The sequence below is a fragment of the Candidatus Glassbacteria bacterium genome (assembly GCA_019456185.1).
GTDB lineage: Bacteria > Gemmatimonadota > Glassbacteria > GWA2-58-10 > GWA2-58-10 > JAJRTS01.
This window is the reverse complement of the sequence record VRUH01000037.1, coordinates 277-15,920: the sequence shown is the minus strand read 5'-3', so window position 1 is coordinate 15,920 and position 15,644 is coordinate 277. Positions and strand designations below refer to the sequence as shown.

At 61.0% G+C, this 15,644-nt stretch carries 13 protein-coding genes; 6 read left to right on the top strand and 7 right to left on the bottom strand.

Translation table 11 applies throughout. The features are described from left to right. Positions 1-14: 14 nt before the first annotated feature. A complete protein-coding gene (locus FVQ81_12675) occupies positions 15-1,901 on the bottom strand; it encodes a right-handed parallel beta-helix repeat-containing protein (protein ID MBW7997401.1) in 1,887 nt (628 codons plus the stop codon). A gap of 162 nt (positions 1,902-2,063) precedes the next feature. On the opposite strand from FVQ81_12675, the gene FVQ81_12670 reads away from it, so the two are divergent. Then, positions 2,064-2,534: an NUDIX domain-containing protein gene (locus FVQ81_12670; GenBank protein MBW7997400.1), complete on the top strand. Its 471-nt coding sequence runs from the start codon at positions 2,064-2,066 to the stop codon at positions 2,532-2,534. 52 nt (positions 2,535-2,586) lie between these two features. On the opposite strand, the gene FVQ81_12665 is transcribed toward FVQ81_12670, so the two are convergent. Both FVQ81_12665 and FVQ81_12660 read right to left on the bottom strand, forming a co-directional pair. Further along, entirely contained in the window at positions 2,587-3,507 is a 921-nt protein-coding gene (locus tag FVQ81_12665) for a TIM barrel protein (GenBank protein MBW7997399.1), read from the bottom strand. 23 nt (positions 3,508-3,530) lie between these two features. Further along, positions 3,531-4,661: an MFS transporter gene (locus tag FVQ81_12660; protein ID MBW7997398.1), complete on the bottom strand. Its 1,131-nt coding sequence runs from the start codon at positions 4,659-4,661 to the stop codon at positions 3,531-3,533. 543 nt (positions 4,662-5,204) lie between these two features. On the opposite strand from FVQ81_12660, the gene FVQ81_12655 reads away from it, so the two are divergent. Next, the gene (locus tag FVQ81_12655; protein ID MBW7997397.1) at positions 5,205-6,065 is read left to right on the top strand and encodes an EamA family transporter; all 861 of its coding nucleotides are present in this window, start codon (positions 5,205-5,207) and stop codon (positions 6,063-6,065) included. Positions 6,066-6,074: 9 nt separating this feature from the next. Here FVQ81_12655 and FVQ81_12650 read toward each other — a convergent pair whose 3' ends face one another. Next, complete coding sequence (locus FVQ81_12650; protein MBW7997396.1) at positions 6,075-7,142, bottom strand: hypothetical protein; 1,068 nt, start codon at positions 7,140-7,142, stop codon at positions 6,075-6,077. A gap of 208 nt (positions 7,143-7,350) precedes the next feature. Here FVQ81_12650 and FVQ81_12645 point away from each other — a divergent pair, with 208 nt between their 5' ends. From FVQ81_12645 to FVQ81_12635, 3 genes are all read left to right on the top strand, one after another. Then, complete coding sequence (locus tag FVQ81_12645) at positions 7,351-10,185, top strand: T9SS type A sorting domain-containing protein (protein MBW7997395.1); 2,835 nt, start codon at positions 7,351-7,353, stop codon at positions 10,183-10,185. Between the two features lie 24 nt (positions 10,186-10,209). Further along, positions 10,210-10,401, top strand: coding sequence for a hypothetical protein (locus FVQ81_12640; protein ID MBW7997394.1), 192 nt, complete (start codon positions 10,210-10,212; stop codon positions 10,399-10,401). A gap of 155 nt (positions 10,402-10,556) precedes the next feature. Beyond that, positions 10,557-11,474, top strand: a complete 918-nt coding sequence (locus tag FVQ81_12635) for an HDOD domain-containing protein (protein ID MBW7997393.1) — start codon at positions 10,557-10,559, stop codon at positions 11,472-11,474. A gap of 81 nt (positions 11,475-11,555) precedes the next feature. Here the strand turns inward: FVQ81_12635 and FVQ81_12630 are convergent, their stop codons facing one another. The 3 genes from FVQ81_12630 to FVQ81_12620 all read right to left on the bottom strand — a co-directional run bounded on the left by FVQ81_12630 (position 11,556) and on the right by FVQ81_12620 (position 14,233). Continuing rightward, positions 11,556-11,927, bottom strand: a complete 372-nt coding sequence (locus tag FVQ81_12630; protein MBW7997392.1) for a hypothetical protein — start codon at positions 11,925-11,927, stop codon at positions 11,556-11,558. A gap of 82 nt (positions 11,928-12,009) precedes the next feature. Continuing rightward, positions 12,010-13,080, bottom strand: coding sequence for a hypothetical protein (locus tag FVQ81_12625; protein MBW7997391.1), 1,071 nt, complete (start codon positions 13,078-13,080; stop codon positions 12,010-12,012). Between the two features lie 88 nt (positions 13,081-13,168). Continuing rightward, entirely contained in the window at positions 13,169-14,233 is a 1,065-nt protein-coding gene (locus FVQ81_12620; protein MBW7997390.1) for an amidohydrolase family protein, read from the bottom strand. Positions 14,234-14,401: 168 nt separating this feature from the next. On the opposite strand from FVQ81_12620, the gene FVQ81_12615 reads away from it, so the two are divergent. Continuing rightward, the gene (locus tag FVQ81_12615) at positions 14,402-15,484 is read left to right on the top strand and encodes an MBL fold metallo-hydrolase (protein MBW7997389.1); all 1,083 of its coding nucleotides are present in this window, start codon (positions 14,402-14,404) and stop codon (positions 15,482-15,484) included. The last annotated feature ends 160 nt before the right edge of the window (positions 15,485-15,644 follow it).

Sequence of the window (15,644 nt, the reverse complement as noted above, 5' to 3'; positions counted from 1 at the left end):
CCTTTTTTGTTAACCTACAACCCCGGATAACTTTCCGGGCAGCCACCGCCGGCGATATCCTCCAGCAGAAGCAAGAGGTCGCCGGGACCGAACGAGCCGTCGCCGTCGCGGTCGAGTTCCTCTCTCGTGGGATCCAGACGGGCCGAGAGCAGCATCCGCAGCACGTCGCCCACTCCCGGACGGCCGTCGCCGTCCCAGTCACAGCCGCTGTTGTCCGTGGCTGCCGGTGGACGGGGGCCGTAGTGCGGCGTCTGCGCGCCCCATTCCAGAGCCCCCAGGTCCGGTCCGCTGCCGGTATGGGTATCGTTGATTCCGGGGATCAGCACGCCCGCGTCCACAGCCGCGCTCCCGGGGCGAAGGCGCAGGTCGGCCGGTTCGCGCACGGTCAGGGCCGGATCGGGGAACTCCGGGCTGTTGGCGAACACGTCCATGCTGACCAGCACGGCGTGTTTCATCTGGGTCTTTGCCCGCAGTTCCTCGATGGAGTATGTCTTGATATCGCCCAGCTTGGCCAGGAAAGGCGTACCCTCGGTGCCGATCCCCTCGTAGTCGATACTGGTCGTGCTGTCGGCCCGGTAGAAATCCATCGCCCGGCCCTCGCCGCTGCTATAGTTGCCGAAATCCCCGCCGCCGCGCCCGCCGATAGCCAGGTTGTTGCGCAGGTAGGCGAAAACAGGATCGTGGATAATCCGCAGCCCGTCGCCAACCTTGACCACCGTGTTGTGCAGGATCACGTCCCCCTGGCTGTGGCGCGACAGCTTGAACGGGTTGTCGATAATATTGTACATCACGTTGCGGATGAAATAGGTCGGTCCGCCCAGCGACGGCTGGCTGGAGAGGGCCATGAAGCAGTTGGTCAGCCTGTTGCGCATGATCCGGCAGTTGCCCATGCAGAAATCAGCCTCGATCCCGTCGTCGAGGCCCAGGTAGATATCGTTGTTGTAGATGTCGATACAGTACTGCTCGGAAACCTGGTTGTCCTCCAGCGTACTGATACAGTCCCTGTACCCCGAGACCCGGTTGTAGCAGATCACGTTGCCGGGACCGGTGAGCTGGATTCCCTCGCCCTCGTTGTCGCCGCTGGCGCCCATGTTGTTCGCTTCCCAGGTGTTGGTCCAGCTCACCACGTTGTCGGCGATATAGCAGTTGATCGCGCCGGGCGGCTGGTCGGCTACTATCCCGAAGACCGCGGTTACGCTGCAGCGCACAACCGCGCAGTTCTCGGCGGTGACCATGTCCACCTTGCCGTTAACTGTCAGGCCGTCGACAATCACGTGCTCGCGGCCCCTGAGCGACATGCTGCCGAACACGGCCGCGCTGTCGGGGTGGCGCGAGGCGGCGCGGATTGTCAGCGGGCGGCCGGGCTCGCCATCGGAGTAGGCGAACCCGTACCCGTAGTCGCCGGGGGCCAGCAGGATCACATCGCCGGGCCGGGCCTCTCCGGCGATATCGGCGTAATTCGAGGGGTCGGCGGTCTTGACGACGGAATCCCCCGGCGCGCGCGGAACTGCGCGGGTACGGGCCGTTAAAGTCCGGGTGGCTCCGCCGCCGTCGGGGTCGCTGAGCGTGACCTCGATCTCGTATTCGGTGTCCCCGGCCAGGTCGAAAATACTGCCGGAGAGCTTGTCGCTCCAACTGAAAATCGGGCTGGTGCCCTCGCTCCTGCCGAACGGCACCCGCCGCAGGGGCATCCCCTCGCGCCAGCTCCCGCTTTCCGCGCGCCGGTAGCGGACCGTGGCGGCAGCGTTGAGGTTCTCATCTCCGGAGATCTCCCAGACAACGGCCAGGTTGATGATAGTCGGGTAGGGCGAACTGAGCGTGCCGGGGGTGACTGCGTCCTGGGCGAGCAGGGAACCGGCTAAACTGGTGACAGCCAGCATGATGCCGGGCAGACGGATCATAAACGGGATACCTTTCAGCCGAGCATGAAAGCGCAATGGTCTTGACCGGAAGATAAGCAGAGGCCAATAACGGTGCAAAGGATTCCGGTTTTGCCTGCGGTAAAGAAAGATTAAATTAAGCGTACGCAGTTCTATGGAACATATTCAGCTAAAGGAGACGGCATGGCGGACTACGTGGGTGAGTTGAGAAAACTGGTGGGCACACGGCTGCTGTACCTGCCGGGCGTACGGGCGATAATTGTCAATGACCGGGGAGAAATCCTGCTGCAGAGGCGCACCGATACGGGCACCTGGGGGCTGCCGTCGGGAAGCTGCGAACTGGAGGACTCGGCCCTGTCCTCGCTTTTTCGTGAGGTGGACGAGGAGACCGCCCTCGAGGTGACCGCCGCCGAGCCGATGGCGCTTTACTCGGGCCCCGGCCAGCGGGTGACTTATCCCCACGGCGATGAAATCCAGTGTTTTTCGCTGGTGTTCGTGGTCCGTAAGTGGACCGGGACGCCGGTGGCCGACGGAGTGGAGGGCAGCGAGCTGGGCTGGTTCGCGCCGGACGCCCTGCCGGATGACACGGTGGAAATCCATAAAGAAACCGTGGCGGATTACCTGGCGTGGGATGGGAAGTTCATGGTGAAATAAAAAGGGCGCGGAATCAGTCCGCGCCCTCAAGGATTGCCTTCAGACAATCTTGCTAAACAGTAAAACTATCGCACTCCACAATCGACTCAAAAACCTTGATACTGCCCTCAGGGTCCTGCCTCAGCGAGGCGCTCAGCTCCAGACCCAGCACGCCCTTGAACCCCAGCTTGTAAATCGCCTGGAACACGTTGCGGTAGTTGATCTCGCCGGTGCCCGGCTCATGGCGCCCCGGCACGTCGGCCAGCTGGAAATAGCCGATCTCGTCGTAGAACGTGCGGATATTGGCGATCAGGTTGCCCTCGGTGATCTGCTGGTGGTAGATGTCGAACAGGATTTTCACCTGCGGGCTGTCCACCGCCTTCATGATCTCGTAGGCCTCGTCGCTGCGGGCCAGGAAATACCCCGGATGGTTGACCAGGTTGTTCAGCGGCTCCACGACCAGTATCAACTCGGTGCCGTCCACCACCTCGGCCGCGCGCTTGAGACTCTCCACCACCCAGGCGCGCTGCAAGCCGCGGTGAGGCTGGTCCATGCCGGGACCGGTGATCACCGTGCACCACCGGTTGCCGACAATCTTGTGGTAAGAGACAGCTTTCCTGACTTGTTCCAGGAACGCTGGCCGCTGCTCCGGGTCGACCATCCCGGCCTTGTCCCAGCCGGCGGGATTGGCTACGAACACGCCCATGGTCATGTTCAGCTTATCGATCCGGGCGCGAAGTTTCTCGGCGCGGGCGTAGTCCCAGTTCATCAGCCCGTTGAACTCGAACGCCCGGAATCCCCACTCGGCATACGCGTCCAGCCGGTCGATCGGGTCCTCGATATTACCCATCAGACCGAGGTTAGGGGCGTAGAGCAGCTTGAAATCGTGTTTGGCCGCGGCCGCGGCGCTCCGCCCGGTGGCTGCAAGTCCGGCCGCCACCCCGGCGGCGGCCAACGCGTTTTTCTTCAGGAAGTCCCTTCGGTTGATCATCATCAGCCTCCTCGCGGGATAGAGTGTCAGTCCAGTCGTCCCATCACCACGGCGATCACGGTCAGCATGACCGCGAACCCCGCCGCCACCACCATGCTCTTCTGGATGCTCCTGCCCTTGGACAGCATGCCCATCCAGGCCGGCAGGATTGTGGCGCCCAGCAGACCGATAGCGAAAATAATCGCGAATACGCTGCCCTGCAGCTCCTGGGCTACCTTGGAGAAGGTCACGCCCACCACCGAGGGGAAAATCGGACCGAAAGCGAGACCGGTGACAACCACGGCCACTCCGGCCATGCCCGCGCTTCTGGTCGTGGCCATGATCCCGATAGAGACCGTAGCCACCAGCGCCAGCACGGTCACTACCAGCGCGCCGTTTTCCGGCGTGACCGCCATCGCGCTGACCAGCCGGGAGATCATGATCGAGATCCAGAAAGCCGACAGGAGCCCCGAGGCGCGGCCCTCGGAGTAGCCGAGACTGGTCAGATAGGTTGTGATCCAGCCGCCCATCGACACCTCCAGCCCCACGTAGCAGAACAGCGCCAGCGCGGCCACCAGCACGAACGAGTTGCCCAGCAGGGCGAACGCCTGGCCGAGGCTGAAACCGCCGGGACTGAGTTCCGGGTACCCGGCGACCAGTCCGAAAGCGATACCGACCAGCACCACCAGGGCGATGATGCTGACGGTTTTCTGCAGTCCGATCCGCTGGATGAGAAAGATTGCCAGAAACGGAGTGAAAAACGCGCCGAGACCGAAAAACATGTTCCCCAGATTGAGGGCGGCCGGAGCGTTCCGGCCCTCGAACAGCACGATCGACAGCAGCGTGTTGCCCACGGTGTTGACACACATCCCGCCGACACCCAGCAGTATGCAGGCCACCACGGCAGCTCCGTAGCTGCGCGCCATTCCCAGCATCAGAATCGCCACGCCGGAGAGCAGGAAACCCAGGATGGCGAACGGCTTGTGCCCCCAGGCGTCAACCAGCGGCCCGATAAACAGGACCACGAAAATGCTGGTGAACATCAGCGTGGAGATCAGGCCCCCCACTTTCGCGTCATCGATCCCCAGTTTCTCGGCCAGTTTGAGCTTGACCGCACCGATGAGCGAAAATACGATCCCAAGTGAGAATACGCTGAGAATCGCTACCAGTTGAATCATCGACTGCCTCCGTGGGTTAGGGAGCGTTAACGGGACGAGCGCGGACCTTTGAGAAAGATGTAGTAGTGATGATTGAACTAATATTTAACTCTGCCCATCGATCTAACAAGAAAAATTATTCTGTCTGCAGAGAGGACGGCGACAATGGCTGTGATTGTACAAGAAGGAGAATGAAAGGCTGTAGCAAAAATTCCTTTGAAACGTTAAGTGTTGTGAAAAAAAGTAACAATGCTCAGCGCGGAGGTGAAGATCAAGCCGAAAGCGAAAGTGGTTATCGCAGGTGCAGGGGGCCGGCGGGCGCGCGGAACCGCGCGCGCCGGACGGCCGCCGGGTCCACTGCCGTCAGAGTTCTCCCACCGGACGTCGCTGGCCCCACCATGTGCGTTTCAGCCGAAATTGATTTCCCGGCGGCCGTCAGGCCAAGCCTCCGGCTTGCCGCCGGCCCCCGTTTGTTAACCTGCAATCTTTGACTTCCCCGGCTTAGCTGTTTATCATTGCCTGTTACCGCTGGTAATAGTTGATCGTTCGGCTTGCGGGGTATCGATGCCGCTTTATCTGGCTTATCTGGCCCTGGCGGGCCGGGTGCTGTTGACCGGCTACGAGAGGATAATATTCAAACAGGTGGGAACAGGCTCGGGCAGTGCGGAGAGCGTGTTCCTGATTTTCACCACCGGAACGCTCCTGCTGGCGCCGGTTGGTTTTTTCGTGGAATGGCCGGCGGACTGGAGTTTCCTCTGGATTGCGGCGCTGGCCTCGCTGACCTATACCGTGCAGACGGTGTTTTACGTCAAGTCGCTGTCCCACGGCGAGGCCTCGCTGGTGGCTCCACTGTATTATTTCAGCGTGTTTTTTCTGCTGGTGATGGCGGTTGTGTTTCTGGGTGAATCGTTCGGCCCGGCAAAAATCGCGGGGTTGGTGTTGCTGGTCTACGGCGCGTCGTTTCTGCACAGGAAGCAGAGTATCCTGCACTCGCTGCAGGCCCTGGCCACCGACAGGGCCTGCCAGTTTATGATTGTCTCCTCGGTGCTGGTGGCGCTGGGCCGTACTCTGGATGGGTTCATGATGCGCAGTGTGCATCCGCTGGTTTACACACTGGCGCTCTGTTTTTTTACAGACGTGTTCATTTTTATCTGGCTGGCGATAACCGGCAGACTCGGCTCGGCGCTTGAGATGTTTCGCAGCAAGCTCAAAGTCGGTGCGCTGGCCGGGGCGGTCGACTGCTACAGCTATCTTCTGCTGCTGATCGCGATTACCAGGATCGAGGTCAGTGTCGCCGAGCCGGCCAGCATGCTGGGGATGGTGGTGACAGTGATCCTGGCCCATTTCATTTTCGGCGAGAGGATCAAGCGGCGCCTGGTGGGAGTGGTGGTGATGTTTTTCGGGGCGTGGCTGCTGTTTGTCTGAGGAGCTGCTTCAATAAACCGCAACTCTTTTATACGTCTCCACGATCCGGCTGAAAGTGTCGAAATCCACCGAGTCGGGTATCGAGTGGTCCGAGGCGAAGATGTAACCTCCACCCGCCTTGAGCACCGGCACGACCCGCTCGATCTCGGCTACTATCTCCTCCGGCCTGTCCCACAGCACCGCGTTCAGCCCGCCGTGCAGCACAAGTTCGCCGCCCCAATCGCGTTTCAGTGCCAGCGGATCGACTCCGGCCTTGACCTCCAGCGGGTTGAGGCAGTCAATACCGATATCGCGGAACTCCGGCAGGAACGGACGGATATCACCGCAGGAGTGCAGGCGCGTCCTGATCCCCCGGCGGTGGGCCCATTCAACTGCCCGTTGGTGGTAGGGCTTCAGCAGCTCGCGGTACATCGCCACAGAGATGAACTGCCCCTGCTTGAACCCGAGGTCGTCGTACCAGGTCAGGATGTCGAACTCGTAGCCGGCGTCCCAGACCATTTCCAGCAGCGCCAGGCTGGTATCGAGGTAATGGCCGAACATTTCGCGGCACCAGTCGGGGTCTTCGAGCAGGGCCACCAGCAGACGCTCCGTGCCCAGCATCCAGCTATGAGTCACGTCGAAGCCGAACCAGGCCAGGGCCTCGAACCAGTCGCCGCGCTCGCGACAGGCGCGGTACTCCCGCTCCAGGAGCTTCCAGTCGATCCTGTCCCGCGAGGGCGTCATCCGCCGCCGGGCCTCGTTCCACGAGTCCCTGTCCGTCACGGTATAGTCCAGGAACTCCGGAGTGCCGCCGTGGTGGTTCCACTGCTTCAGGGTGACTCCCCACTCCGTGCGCTTCAGCGTATACTCATCGGTCCGCTCCAGGATTTCCACCGGGTAGCGCGGGCTGTTGTCGACACTGATGGTGAACACCCGGTCCAGCCCGAAATGGTCCTCCCAGCGCACTCCCCCGGGCAGGCCCTCGCGATGCCAGCGCTCGACCGTGCTCTCCCAGGGGAAATCGAAAAACGGCGCGCGGTCTGCTTCGCGGTGCTCGTAGGTGAGCCTCATGCGCTCGCGGGTGGTCATTTCGCCCATCTCAAGATCCGCCGGACAAATGGCCGAACATGACAGAGAAATACGTAATGGTAAGGTTGAGATATAAACGACCGGGCCGCAATAAAAAAATTTTACTGGCGGGAGTAATTGGAATATATTTAAGCGTTCTGCCTGTTTCCAAGAATGTTTCCAATCGAGAATTCAGTTATCCGCAGGTTCAGCTGCGGATGGCGGGGAGCAGCCGGCGATGCGTGTTGTTAATGCCCTCATAGTATTGATCTGCCTGTGCAAACCATCATACGCCGAGTATGAGCTCGGAGCCCATCCGCGGATTTTTCTTACCCCCGGGCGGGTGAGCGAACTCGCCTCGCTGATTGGCCGTCCCGGGATGGCCGCTGATGACTACGCGCTGGTCAAGGCCGAGGCCGACCGGGTGCTCGAGCTGGGCGAGCTGCGTAACCTCAACAGTCAATGGCATCTTCAGACAGACATGTTCTGCGCGGCCATGGTCTACCTGATCGAGCGCGAGCTGGGTAACCCCGACGCCGAGCAGTACGCCCGCGTGATCGTGGATATCTGGGGCGACGGCCTTGTGCTGACCAACCTGGGCGCGGGGCAATTCGGCAGTTTCGCTATTGCCTACGACTGGATATTCGATGCGATGACCGAGCAGGAGCGCGTGGATTTCGGCCTTTATATCGGCTCGTGGCTGAGGTACTATACCAGCACGGCGGAGATTGTGCTGCGGAACGGCGGCTGGCTGTACAACAAAACCTGGGGTCCGGAACACCTGTCTCCGCCCAATTCCCGCGATGCAATAGCGCCCAAGCTACTGGTGGCAATAGCTTTGGCAGGTGCGGGTACAGTGCAGGAAGCAGACTGTATAAAATTCCTGGATTCCTGGGAGAAACGCATCCCGGCTGACTGTATCCCCTGGTTCGACACCGCCGGGGGAGTCTGGCCCGAGAGCATGGGTCACGGCAGCTACGGCCCGGTCAAAGTGATCCCGTGGGCATTCGAGGCCTGGCGGACAGCGACCGGCCAGGATTTCTTTCAGCTCGGAAGCGCCAACAGCTACCTCAAGGAAATGAACCGTTGGGGCGTTCACCTCAGTGTCCCGTTCTCCGGCAAGACCGCCTATATCGACGACAACACCGGCCCGGCGGTGCTGCCCACCACCTGGCAGTGGACCGCGCCGATCCTGGGGGCGCGCTACTTCGACCCGGTAGCGAACTGGGTCGCCGATAACCTGGACACCAGCCACTGGTACCGGGTTCCCTGGCTGAGGCTGGCCAGCTACGACCACTCCCTGTACCCGGCAAACCCGGGTGATGAAGGCTGGCCAGCCGCCCGGCTGTTCAGCGGAGCGGGGCATGTCTACATGCGCGGCCGCTGGAACGACCCCTCGACTAGCTGGGCCTTTTTCGGCGCGGGTCCCAATCTGGCCAACCACGCCCGGGATGACGAGGGTCATTTCATGATCGCCAAGAACGGCTGGCTGGTCCTGAGGGCGGGCGGCTCGGGGCACAACGACGACGATTACTACGCCGGCGGCTCCATGCCGTTCAATATCGTCACCGTGTTCGATCCGGCCGAGACTTTCCGCCGGCTCTCGCCCGGCGAGGATGTCCTGGCCGCGGGCGGGACCAGCAACGAGCGCGACGGCGGCCTGATCCGTCACGTTTACGAGGGAGACCACGACGAGGTTGTGAAGCGCGGGACCATCACCGCCTACAAACACGGCAGCCGTTATACTTACGCTGCCGCCGACCTGAGCCGGGGTTACCGGATTCTCAAGGTGAACGAAGTCACCCGCCAGTTTATCTACTTCCGGGGCTCCCGCGAATATTTCGTCGTGTTCGACCGGGTGGAGGCCAAAAACGGAGAACATCCCAAGCACTGGTTCCTGCACGTCCCCACCGAGCCAGTGGTGTCCGGCGAGGAAACAGTGGAGGTCGAAGGCCACCTCTTCACTTCAACCGCGCCTCGCTGGGTAAGCTGGCTCTCGGACCCGGCGGGGGACGAGTTTATCGGGGAATCTACTCTGCGCTCCCGTGCGTTCATGACCACGGTGCTGCCCTCCTCGGCCGAGCTTACCCGCCGGGGCGGCGAGGGCCATGATTTCTGGGGACATCCCGAGGAACCGACGGCGCAGTACAACCATGTCGGCAAGAAGACGGGCGATCCGCCGTACGCGCCCTGGCGCCTGGAGGTCAGGGCGCCGGGAGCAAACAAGCGCGATTACTTCCTGCACGTGATCGAGATCGCTGAACCGTCCGATACCGCGCCGTCGCCAGTGGAGCTGCTCCAGCCCGACAGTACGCTCGCGGGCGTGGCGATCGGCGAGGCTGGTCCGCTGCTGGTCGAAGTGCTGTTTAACGCTGTCGGCGGTCTCGGCGCTCAGGTCCGGTTCGGCGGCGAGGGGGAGTTCGAACTGCTGCCGGGAGTGGTGGACACCACGGTGGTCCTGATCGGCGATTTCAACGCCGACAGCCGCCTGGGGATTGCCGACGTGCTGATGATGATGCTGCTCGCCCGCCGCGATCAGACGGATGCGCGGGTGGATTTCAACGGCGACGGGGTCTGGAGTATCGACGATGCGGTGGCGCTGCTGAACCTGATTCGCGACAATCGCGGCTACCTCCTGCTGGCCGGGGCGGCCCGCGAGGAATTGGGAGCTGTTGTCGGCGAACGGGAGCGGAACTGGCTGGCCGGACAACTGGCCGGCCTGGGAATGAGCGCACAGGAGCGGCGGCTGGCCCTGGAGCTGATCGGCGCTGGCGCTGGAGCGGGCGGCCGGCGGTTTTTCCTCGGACAGAACAGCCCCAACCCGCTCAACCCGTCAACCACGATCACCTACGGCTTGCCGGAGGACGAATTTCTCCGGGTCCGTATGGTGATCTACAACCTCCGCGGCCAGGTGCTGAGGACGCTGGTTGATACGGAGCAGAGCGGCGGCGTGAAGCGGGTGTTCTGGGACGGCACCGACATGGAGGGCCACCCGGTTCCGTCGGGTGTCTACTTTTACCGCCTGACCGCCGGGAAGCGGACAACCGTGCGCAAGATGGTCGTCCTGCGCTGAAGAGCACAGCGAAACGAGGCCGGAATGGAATACAGGAAGGCGGCTGTGACAAAGCACGGCGGCCCGTCGGTGCTGAAACTCGTCGCCGGCGGAGAACAGCCCGAACCCGGGCCGGACGAGGTGCTGGTCAGGGTGAAGACCGCGGGCGTGGCACTGGCTCATCAGATGATGGGAGAACGGAGGTTCGCCGGCAAGCTGGTGCTGATAACCGACTGAGCGCGTTCACTGATTACCGGCTTTCCGAGTCAGGCAGTCCGAAATTAAACGTAACAGTTGAAAAGTTGGATGAATAATGATAAGATACATTTGATTAACTACGGTATGTCCCTGCGGTCTGAATTTTGAGCCGAAAAATTAGTTGAGAAGCAGCCATGCAGGAAGAGTCCCAGACATACAGCGATGATAAAATCTCCAGGCTGCGCGAGCTGCTCGATCTGGTGGACGATTCGGAGCTGTCGTCGATCAAGAGCACTGTCTCGGAATTGATCCGCCTGATCAACGATCCGAAATCCGGCGCCAAGGACCTGAAAGAGGTGATCCAGCTCGACCCGCCGTTGTCCGCCAAGCTGCTCAAGCTGGCTAATTCTGCCTATTACGGGTTTCCGAGAACCATCGGCGATATCCAGGACGCCGTGGTCTGCGTGGGGTTCAACGAGTTGAAAGAGCTGGCCCTGAATCAGAAGATCAGCCAGATTTTCGTCAATGAGAGCGACGAGTTCGCCGGCTACTCAAGGGCGCTGCTCTGGAAACACTGCGTTTCGGTGGCGATCTGCGGTAAACTGATCTATCGCCGGGCGTTCAACGATCAGGGCGGAACAGCCTATGTGGCCGGTCTGCTGCATGATATCGGGATCGTGATCGAGGATCAGTTTCTGCTGGATTCGTTTTTTAAGATCCTCGATGAATTCGGCGCCGGGGGCGGAGCAATTTCAGATATCGAGACCAGTGTACTGGGCTACGACCATACAGATATCGGTAACGCGATCGCGGTCGACTGGAATTTCCCCGACGAGACCGCGGTGGCGATCCATTTCCACCACACTCCTGATATTCTCGACCAGGAAGAAGCCGTCAGGCTGACTTGCACCCTTTGTCTCGCCGATATTATCTGCAATGCCGAAAACCTGGGCTTCGTCGAGTCCGGAGAGAAGGATCCCGGCAAGTACCAGTATTGCCTGGATAAGCTCAACAGCAGTGCAAGTACGAAATTGAACGAGAAAAACATTGCGGAACTTGTCGGCGAGGTCAAAAAGAGTATCGCCAGGATGAAACAGGCGGGCTGGTTTTAAGCGCTCTCCAATTCGGATCACTGTATTGAGAAAAGGGAGGCCGTGCGGTCTCCTTTTCTGGTTTCATGGCCTTTTCCATGCTCAGTCTCTGGTCCATGTCCCGGCATGTTTCAGCAGTCTGCGGGCCTCGTCCTCGGTTTCGCACGCGGTGCCGATCAATACCCCTTTGGAACTGATCCCTTCCAGTACGCCCCGCACGTCGTTCGGGTCCATCCCCTGCAGCAGCAGCAGTTTGCCCTTTTCCTGAATCCGGCGGTAGATGTCGAACCAGACCGGCGAGCCGGTGCCGGGGTTGCCCGTTCCGGGCACCCACTGGATTCCGTTCAGGCCCGGGATGTCGAGCAGCATGTCCAGGTGTTTGAGCGCATCCGGCCCGTCGAGGTTACGCGCCATGTGGAACGGGTCCCACTCATCGCCAGTGGCTCCGTTGCGGGGAGCGGAAACCTGGATCACGCAGCGGTCGACCAGTTCGCGGTTCCACCATGCCAGAATTCTCTCCCGCGCCTTGTCCCAGTCCTGCTAGAGCTCCATGCTCTTACTCTCCGGTAATTTCCTTCAACTTGCCGAAAAAAGCCCGTTTCCGGGTGGTATTGATCTGCCAGTTTACGGGCGGGCACTGGTAGCCGTCGCGGTAGTTGCTCTGGCCCGGGTCGAAATAGCCCCAGGATGCGTATTCACTCAGCGCGGCCAGCATGTTACTGGCCGGTTTGTCGAAATCGAAGTGGTCGTCCTCGTTGAACACGACCGGCATCGGCCGCCAGCCGGCCACCTGCCTCACCTCCCGCACCATCTCCGCGATCCGCGCCGGCTCAGAGACACCGTTGCCGTGCATCAGGATAAAATCCGCGCTGCGGACCACGTTCTCGCGCGCCAGTGAACCGCCCCCGTAGCTGGTGCTGACCAGCAGGCGGCGTCCATCACGACCGTGGCTTTTAACCCGCTCGATCAGTTCGTGCACATGCTTCGGTTTAAGGATGTCGTGCTCGTAGCGGGGAACGTCGCACTCGTTATTGACCTCGATCACCACGTTGGTCCAGCCGCCGTCCAGAACCCAGTTACAGGCGTTGTCCAATCCGCGGACAACCGCTTGCCCGTCGGCCAGCCGCTCGTCCTGGCCGAAATAGAACACGCCGAGGATAACCGCCATCCCCAGCTCATCGGCGAAATCGAGGATCCGTTCCATCCGGTCCAGGTAGGGCTGCTTCAGTCCGCCATTTGATTTGAACGCCGAGTTGTGCCAGGGCTGGAGCTTGGAATACCCCTGGGGGCTGCCGCCCTGGAAGTTGATCGTGAACGCCAGCAGGCCGTGGGCGCGCCAGGCTGGCATGGCGGCCAGGAACTCGCGCGTGTTGCGCTCCGGGTCCCAGCGGCCGGTGTCAGGGTAGGTCCAGCGGCCGACAGTTTCCGGGTTGGCGTCGTCGAACACACCCTGGATCATCCGCGAGTTCAGCAACAGGCCCTCGATCCTGCGGCCGTTCCAGGTCCGTCCCTCGTAAGTCGGCCTCCCGTTGATCGTCCAGCCGTCGCCGTCAATCCCCACGACGGTCCGTTGCCTTGTGCCCGAAGCCCGAGATGCGGCTAAAGGTCCCGCTAAACCCGGCGGCAGGGCCGCCAGGCCCGCCAGAGAGGTCAGCGTGAAATTTCTGCGATTTATCTTGCGGGACATAGCCGGCTCCTTAGCGGAGTTATGTCAATCAGCTTTTCCAGAAAAAATTCCAGGCGGTGTCGTGGTAGAACTTTTTCAGCGTGTCATCCGGCAGGTCCAGCGAGTGGACTTTCCAGCGGCCCTGGCGCGAGGGATGGCTGGGGTAGTCCCAGTACTCGTCGCGGGTTTCGAAAAAGCGCCAGCAAAGACTGTACATCTCCACTTCCGGGTCCATGTCGCTGCCGAACGCGATCCGGTCGGCGAAATCGATAAGCAGCTCGCGGGAGCTCCAGGGCTGGCGGCCCAGCTCGTTGATCCTGGCGCTGATGTCGCAGTAAAAATTCGGGTAGGTCTCCAGCAGGCGGCTCAGCTCGGGAAGGTTCTCGCCGCGGGCGGCGCAGTGGGCGGCCCAGAAGCGGGTATCGGGATGGCGCTTGATCACGTTTTCCTGCTGGGCCAGGACATCTTCTTTTTTGGGATGGCGCTCCGGATCATTGAATGTCCAGTCCGGGTGGCGGATCAATTCCTCGTAGCGCTCGTTGAAACGGTCGAGCGGGATGAAAAACGCATCGGGGTCCGCGGTGTGGAAGATGAACGGCATATCGAGCTCGCCGGCCAGCGCATAGACCGGGTCCAGCCGCTCATCGTCGATCCGCCACAAATCGCCCTCGGGGTTTCTGGCGGTCAGTCCCATGTCCTTCCAGAACTTGAAACCCGCCAGGCCGAGGTCGTTGAGCCGTTTCATCCAATCGAGGAAATGGTCGGGTTTGCCGGTGCGCTCGAGCTCATCGAGGTGGTTCCAGATCACGACCTTGAAGCGGTCGGGATAGGTGGCGCTGAAACGCTTTAGATAACCCGGCACTTCCTCGATCGGCAGCCAGGTCAGCGTCACGCAGGCCTCGATCCCCGCCTCGTCCATCAGCTTCAGATATTTTTCGGCGGTCATCCCCTTGACCTCATCCAGGTGCACGTGGGCGTCGACAGCCGGAAACTTAGGCCTTTCCGGGAGATGAATTTCCTGCTTCAGCATGGTCCTGGGTTCGAAGTCCTTGAGCAGGAGAGTATCCTCCACCTCGACCTCGTCGTAAGCGCCTTTCAGTTCCTGGTCAGCCATATTTTCTCCTTGCTGCTTGCGAATGAAGCTCAGTCATGCATATAATGAACCGGTAACCGTACCGGCAGCCGTGGGCTGGGGAAGTGCGGCGCCGGGCCGGCACAGGGTTGAAAATATAAAACCGAACACTCTTGGCACAACCATTTCGTCAACCTCGGGAGGCAAACGATGGACCGAAGACATTTTATCTCACTGTCCGGGCTATCACTGGGAGCTGCCTGTAGCGGCAGCGCTCCGTCGGCAGGAAACGCCGAAACGGCTCAGCGGGCGGGCAATGCGGCAGAGGGCCGCTATCATCCCGCGGTGACCCACACCAGTCCCCTGGGACACAAGGTGATCCATGACCGGTTCACTCTGATCGAGCAGTTCAAGTACGAGGACTGGAACCCGAAGCGCAACTGGAAAGACGACGCCAGCGTGTGGCTGGCCCATTCCTACAAGTGGGGCCAACTCGTGGAACCGATTCAGCGCCGCCCGGGGCGGATTCTGGAGAATCTCTATCTGCTGGGTCCGGACGACTACCACCAGTGTGTCTACCTCTGGGATACAGGATCGGGCCTGTTGCTGATCGATCCCAGCTACGACCGGTTCTCGGCCCTGGTGAATACCCAGATCAGGCAGCTGGGGTACGAATTGTCCGACGTCAAATGGGTGCTGCTGACCCACATGCACTGGGACCACAGCCAGTGCGCAGCCCAGTGGGAAGCGCGCGGCGTGCCGGTTTATATCCACGAGGACGACCGGGGCTATATGACCGGTGAGCTGGATCTGGGCGAGCAGAGCCTGCCGGTGACACCGGTTAAAAACCCGCTTTCGTTCGCCGGCGGGGATACGCTTACTTTCGGCCGACTGAGCCTGCGGGCGATTCACACACCGGGCCACACTCCCGGCTCGGCATGCTTCAGTTTCGACTGGGCCGGCACCTCTGGATTGATCAGCGGGGACATTGTCCTCCATTTCGGCCGTCACGCCTGGATGGGCGCCGGCTATTGCAACTGGGACCAGTACCTGGCGAGCCTGTGGAGACTCCACGACGACCCGGATGCGGCAAAATGGCAGGTCCTGCTGCCGGGACACGGGACAGTTGAGCTGGAGGGAGCGCCGGACAGTATCTGGCAGGTGATGCAGGTGACAAGCCATATTATCCACTTGCGCCGCCAGGGCAGTGATCTCGACTGGATCGACTCGCACCATCTGTTCTGGCGGCTCAAGCAGGAAGGCGAGCCGGAGCCGGACGTCCTGAAAGCGTAAGTAATTTACCCTCTTCGCTGAAAAGAACGGTAATGTCAGGACCGGTAAAAATAATTGACGCTCATATCCATGCGGCTCCGCAATGGGCGGAAATGGCTGTACGGGTGATGGACGCCTGCGGGATCGAGTGCAGTATCACGCTGGGCTGGCAGGACGCGTT

Bases quoted from the DNA above. Each gene is read 5' to 3' on its own strand.
- FVQ81_12675 (MBW7997401.1), bottom strand. From the start codon at position 1,901: ATGATCCGTCTGCCCGGCATCATGCTGGCTGTCACCAGTTTAGCCGGT.
- FVQ81_12670 (MBW7997400.1), top strand. From the start codon at position 2,064: ATGGCGGACTACGTGGGTGAGTTGAGAAAACTGGTGGGCACACGGCTG.
- FVQ81_12665 (MBW7997399.1), bottom strand. From the start codon at position 3,507: ATGATGATCAACCGAAGGGACTTCCTGAAGAAAAACGCGTTGGCCGCC.
- FVQ81_12660 (MBW7997398.1), bottom strand. From the start codon at position 4,661: ATGATTCAACTGGTAGCGATTCTCAGCGTATTCTCACTTGGGATCGTA.
- FVQ81_12655 (MBW7997397.1), top strand. From the start codon at position 5,205: ATGCCGCTTTATCTGGCTTATCTGGCCCTGGCGGGCCGGGTGCTGTTG.
- FVQ81_12650 (MBW7997396.1), bottom strand. From the start codon at position 7,142: ATGGGCGAAATGACCACCCGCGAGCGCATGAGGCTCACCTACGAGCAC.
- FVQ81_12645 (MBW7997395.1), top strand. From the start codon at position 7,351: ATGCGTGTTGTTAATGCCCTCATAGTATTGATCTGCCTGTGCAAACCA.
- FVQ81_12640 (MBW7997394.1), top strand. From the start codon at position 10,210: ATGGAATACAGGAAGGCGGCTGTGACAAAGCACGGCGGCCCGTCGGTG.
- FVQ81_12635 (MBW7997393.1), top strand. From the start codon at position 10,557: ATGCAGGAAGAGTCCCAGACATACAGCGATGATAAAATCTCCAGGCTG.
- FVQ81_12620 (MBW7997390.1), bottom strand. From the start codon at position 14,233: ATGGCTGACCAGGAACTGAAAGGCGCTTACGACGAGGTCGAGGTGGAG.
- FVQ81_12615 (MBW7997389.1), top strand. From the start codon at position 14,402: ATGGACCGAAGACATTTTATCTCACTGTCCGGGCTATCACTGGGAGCT.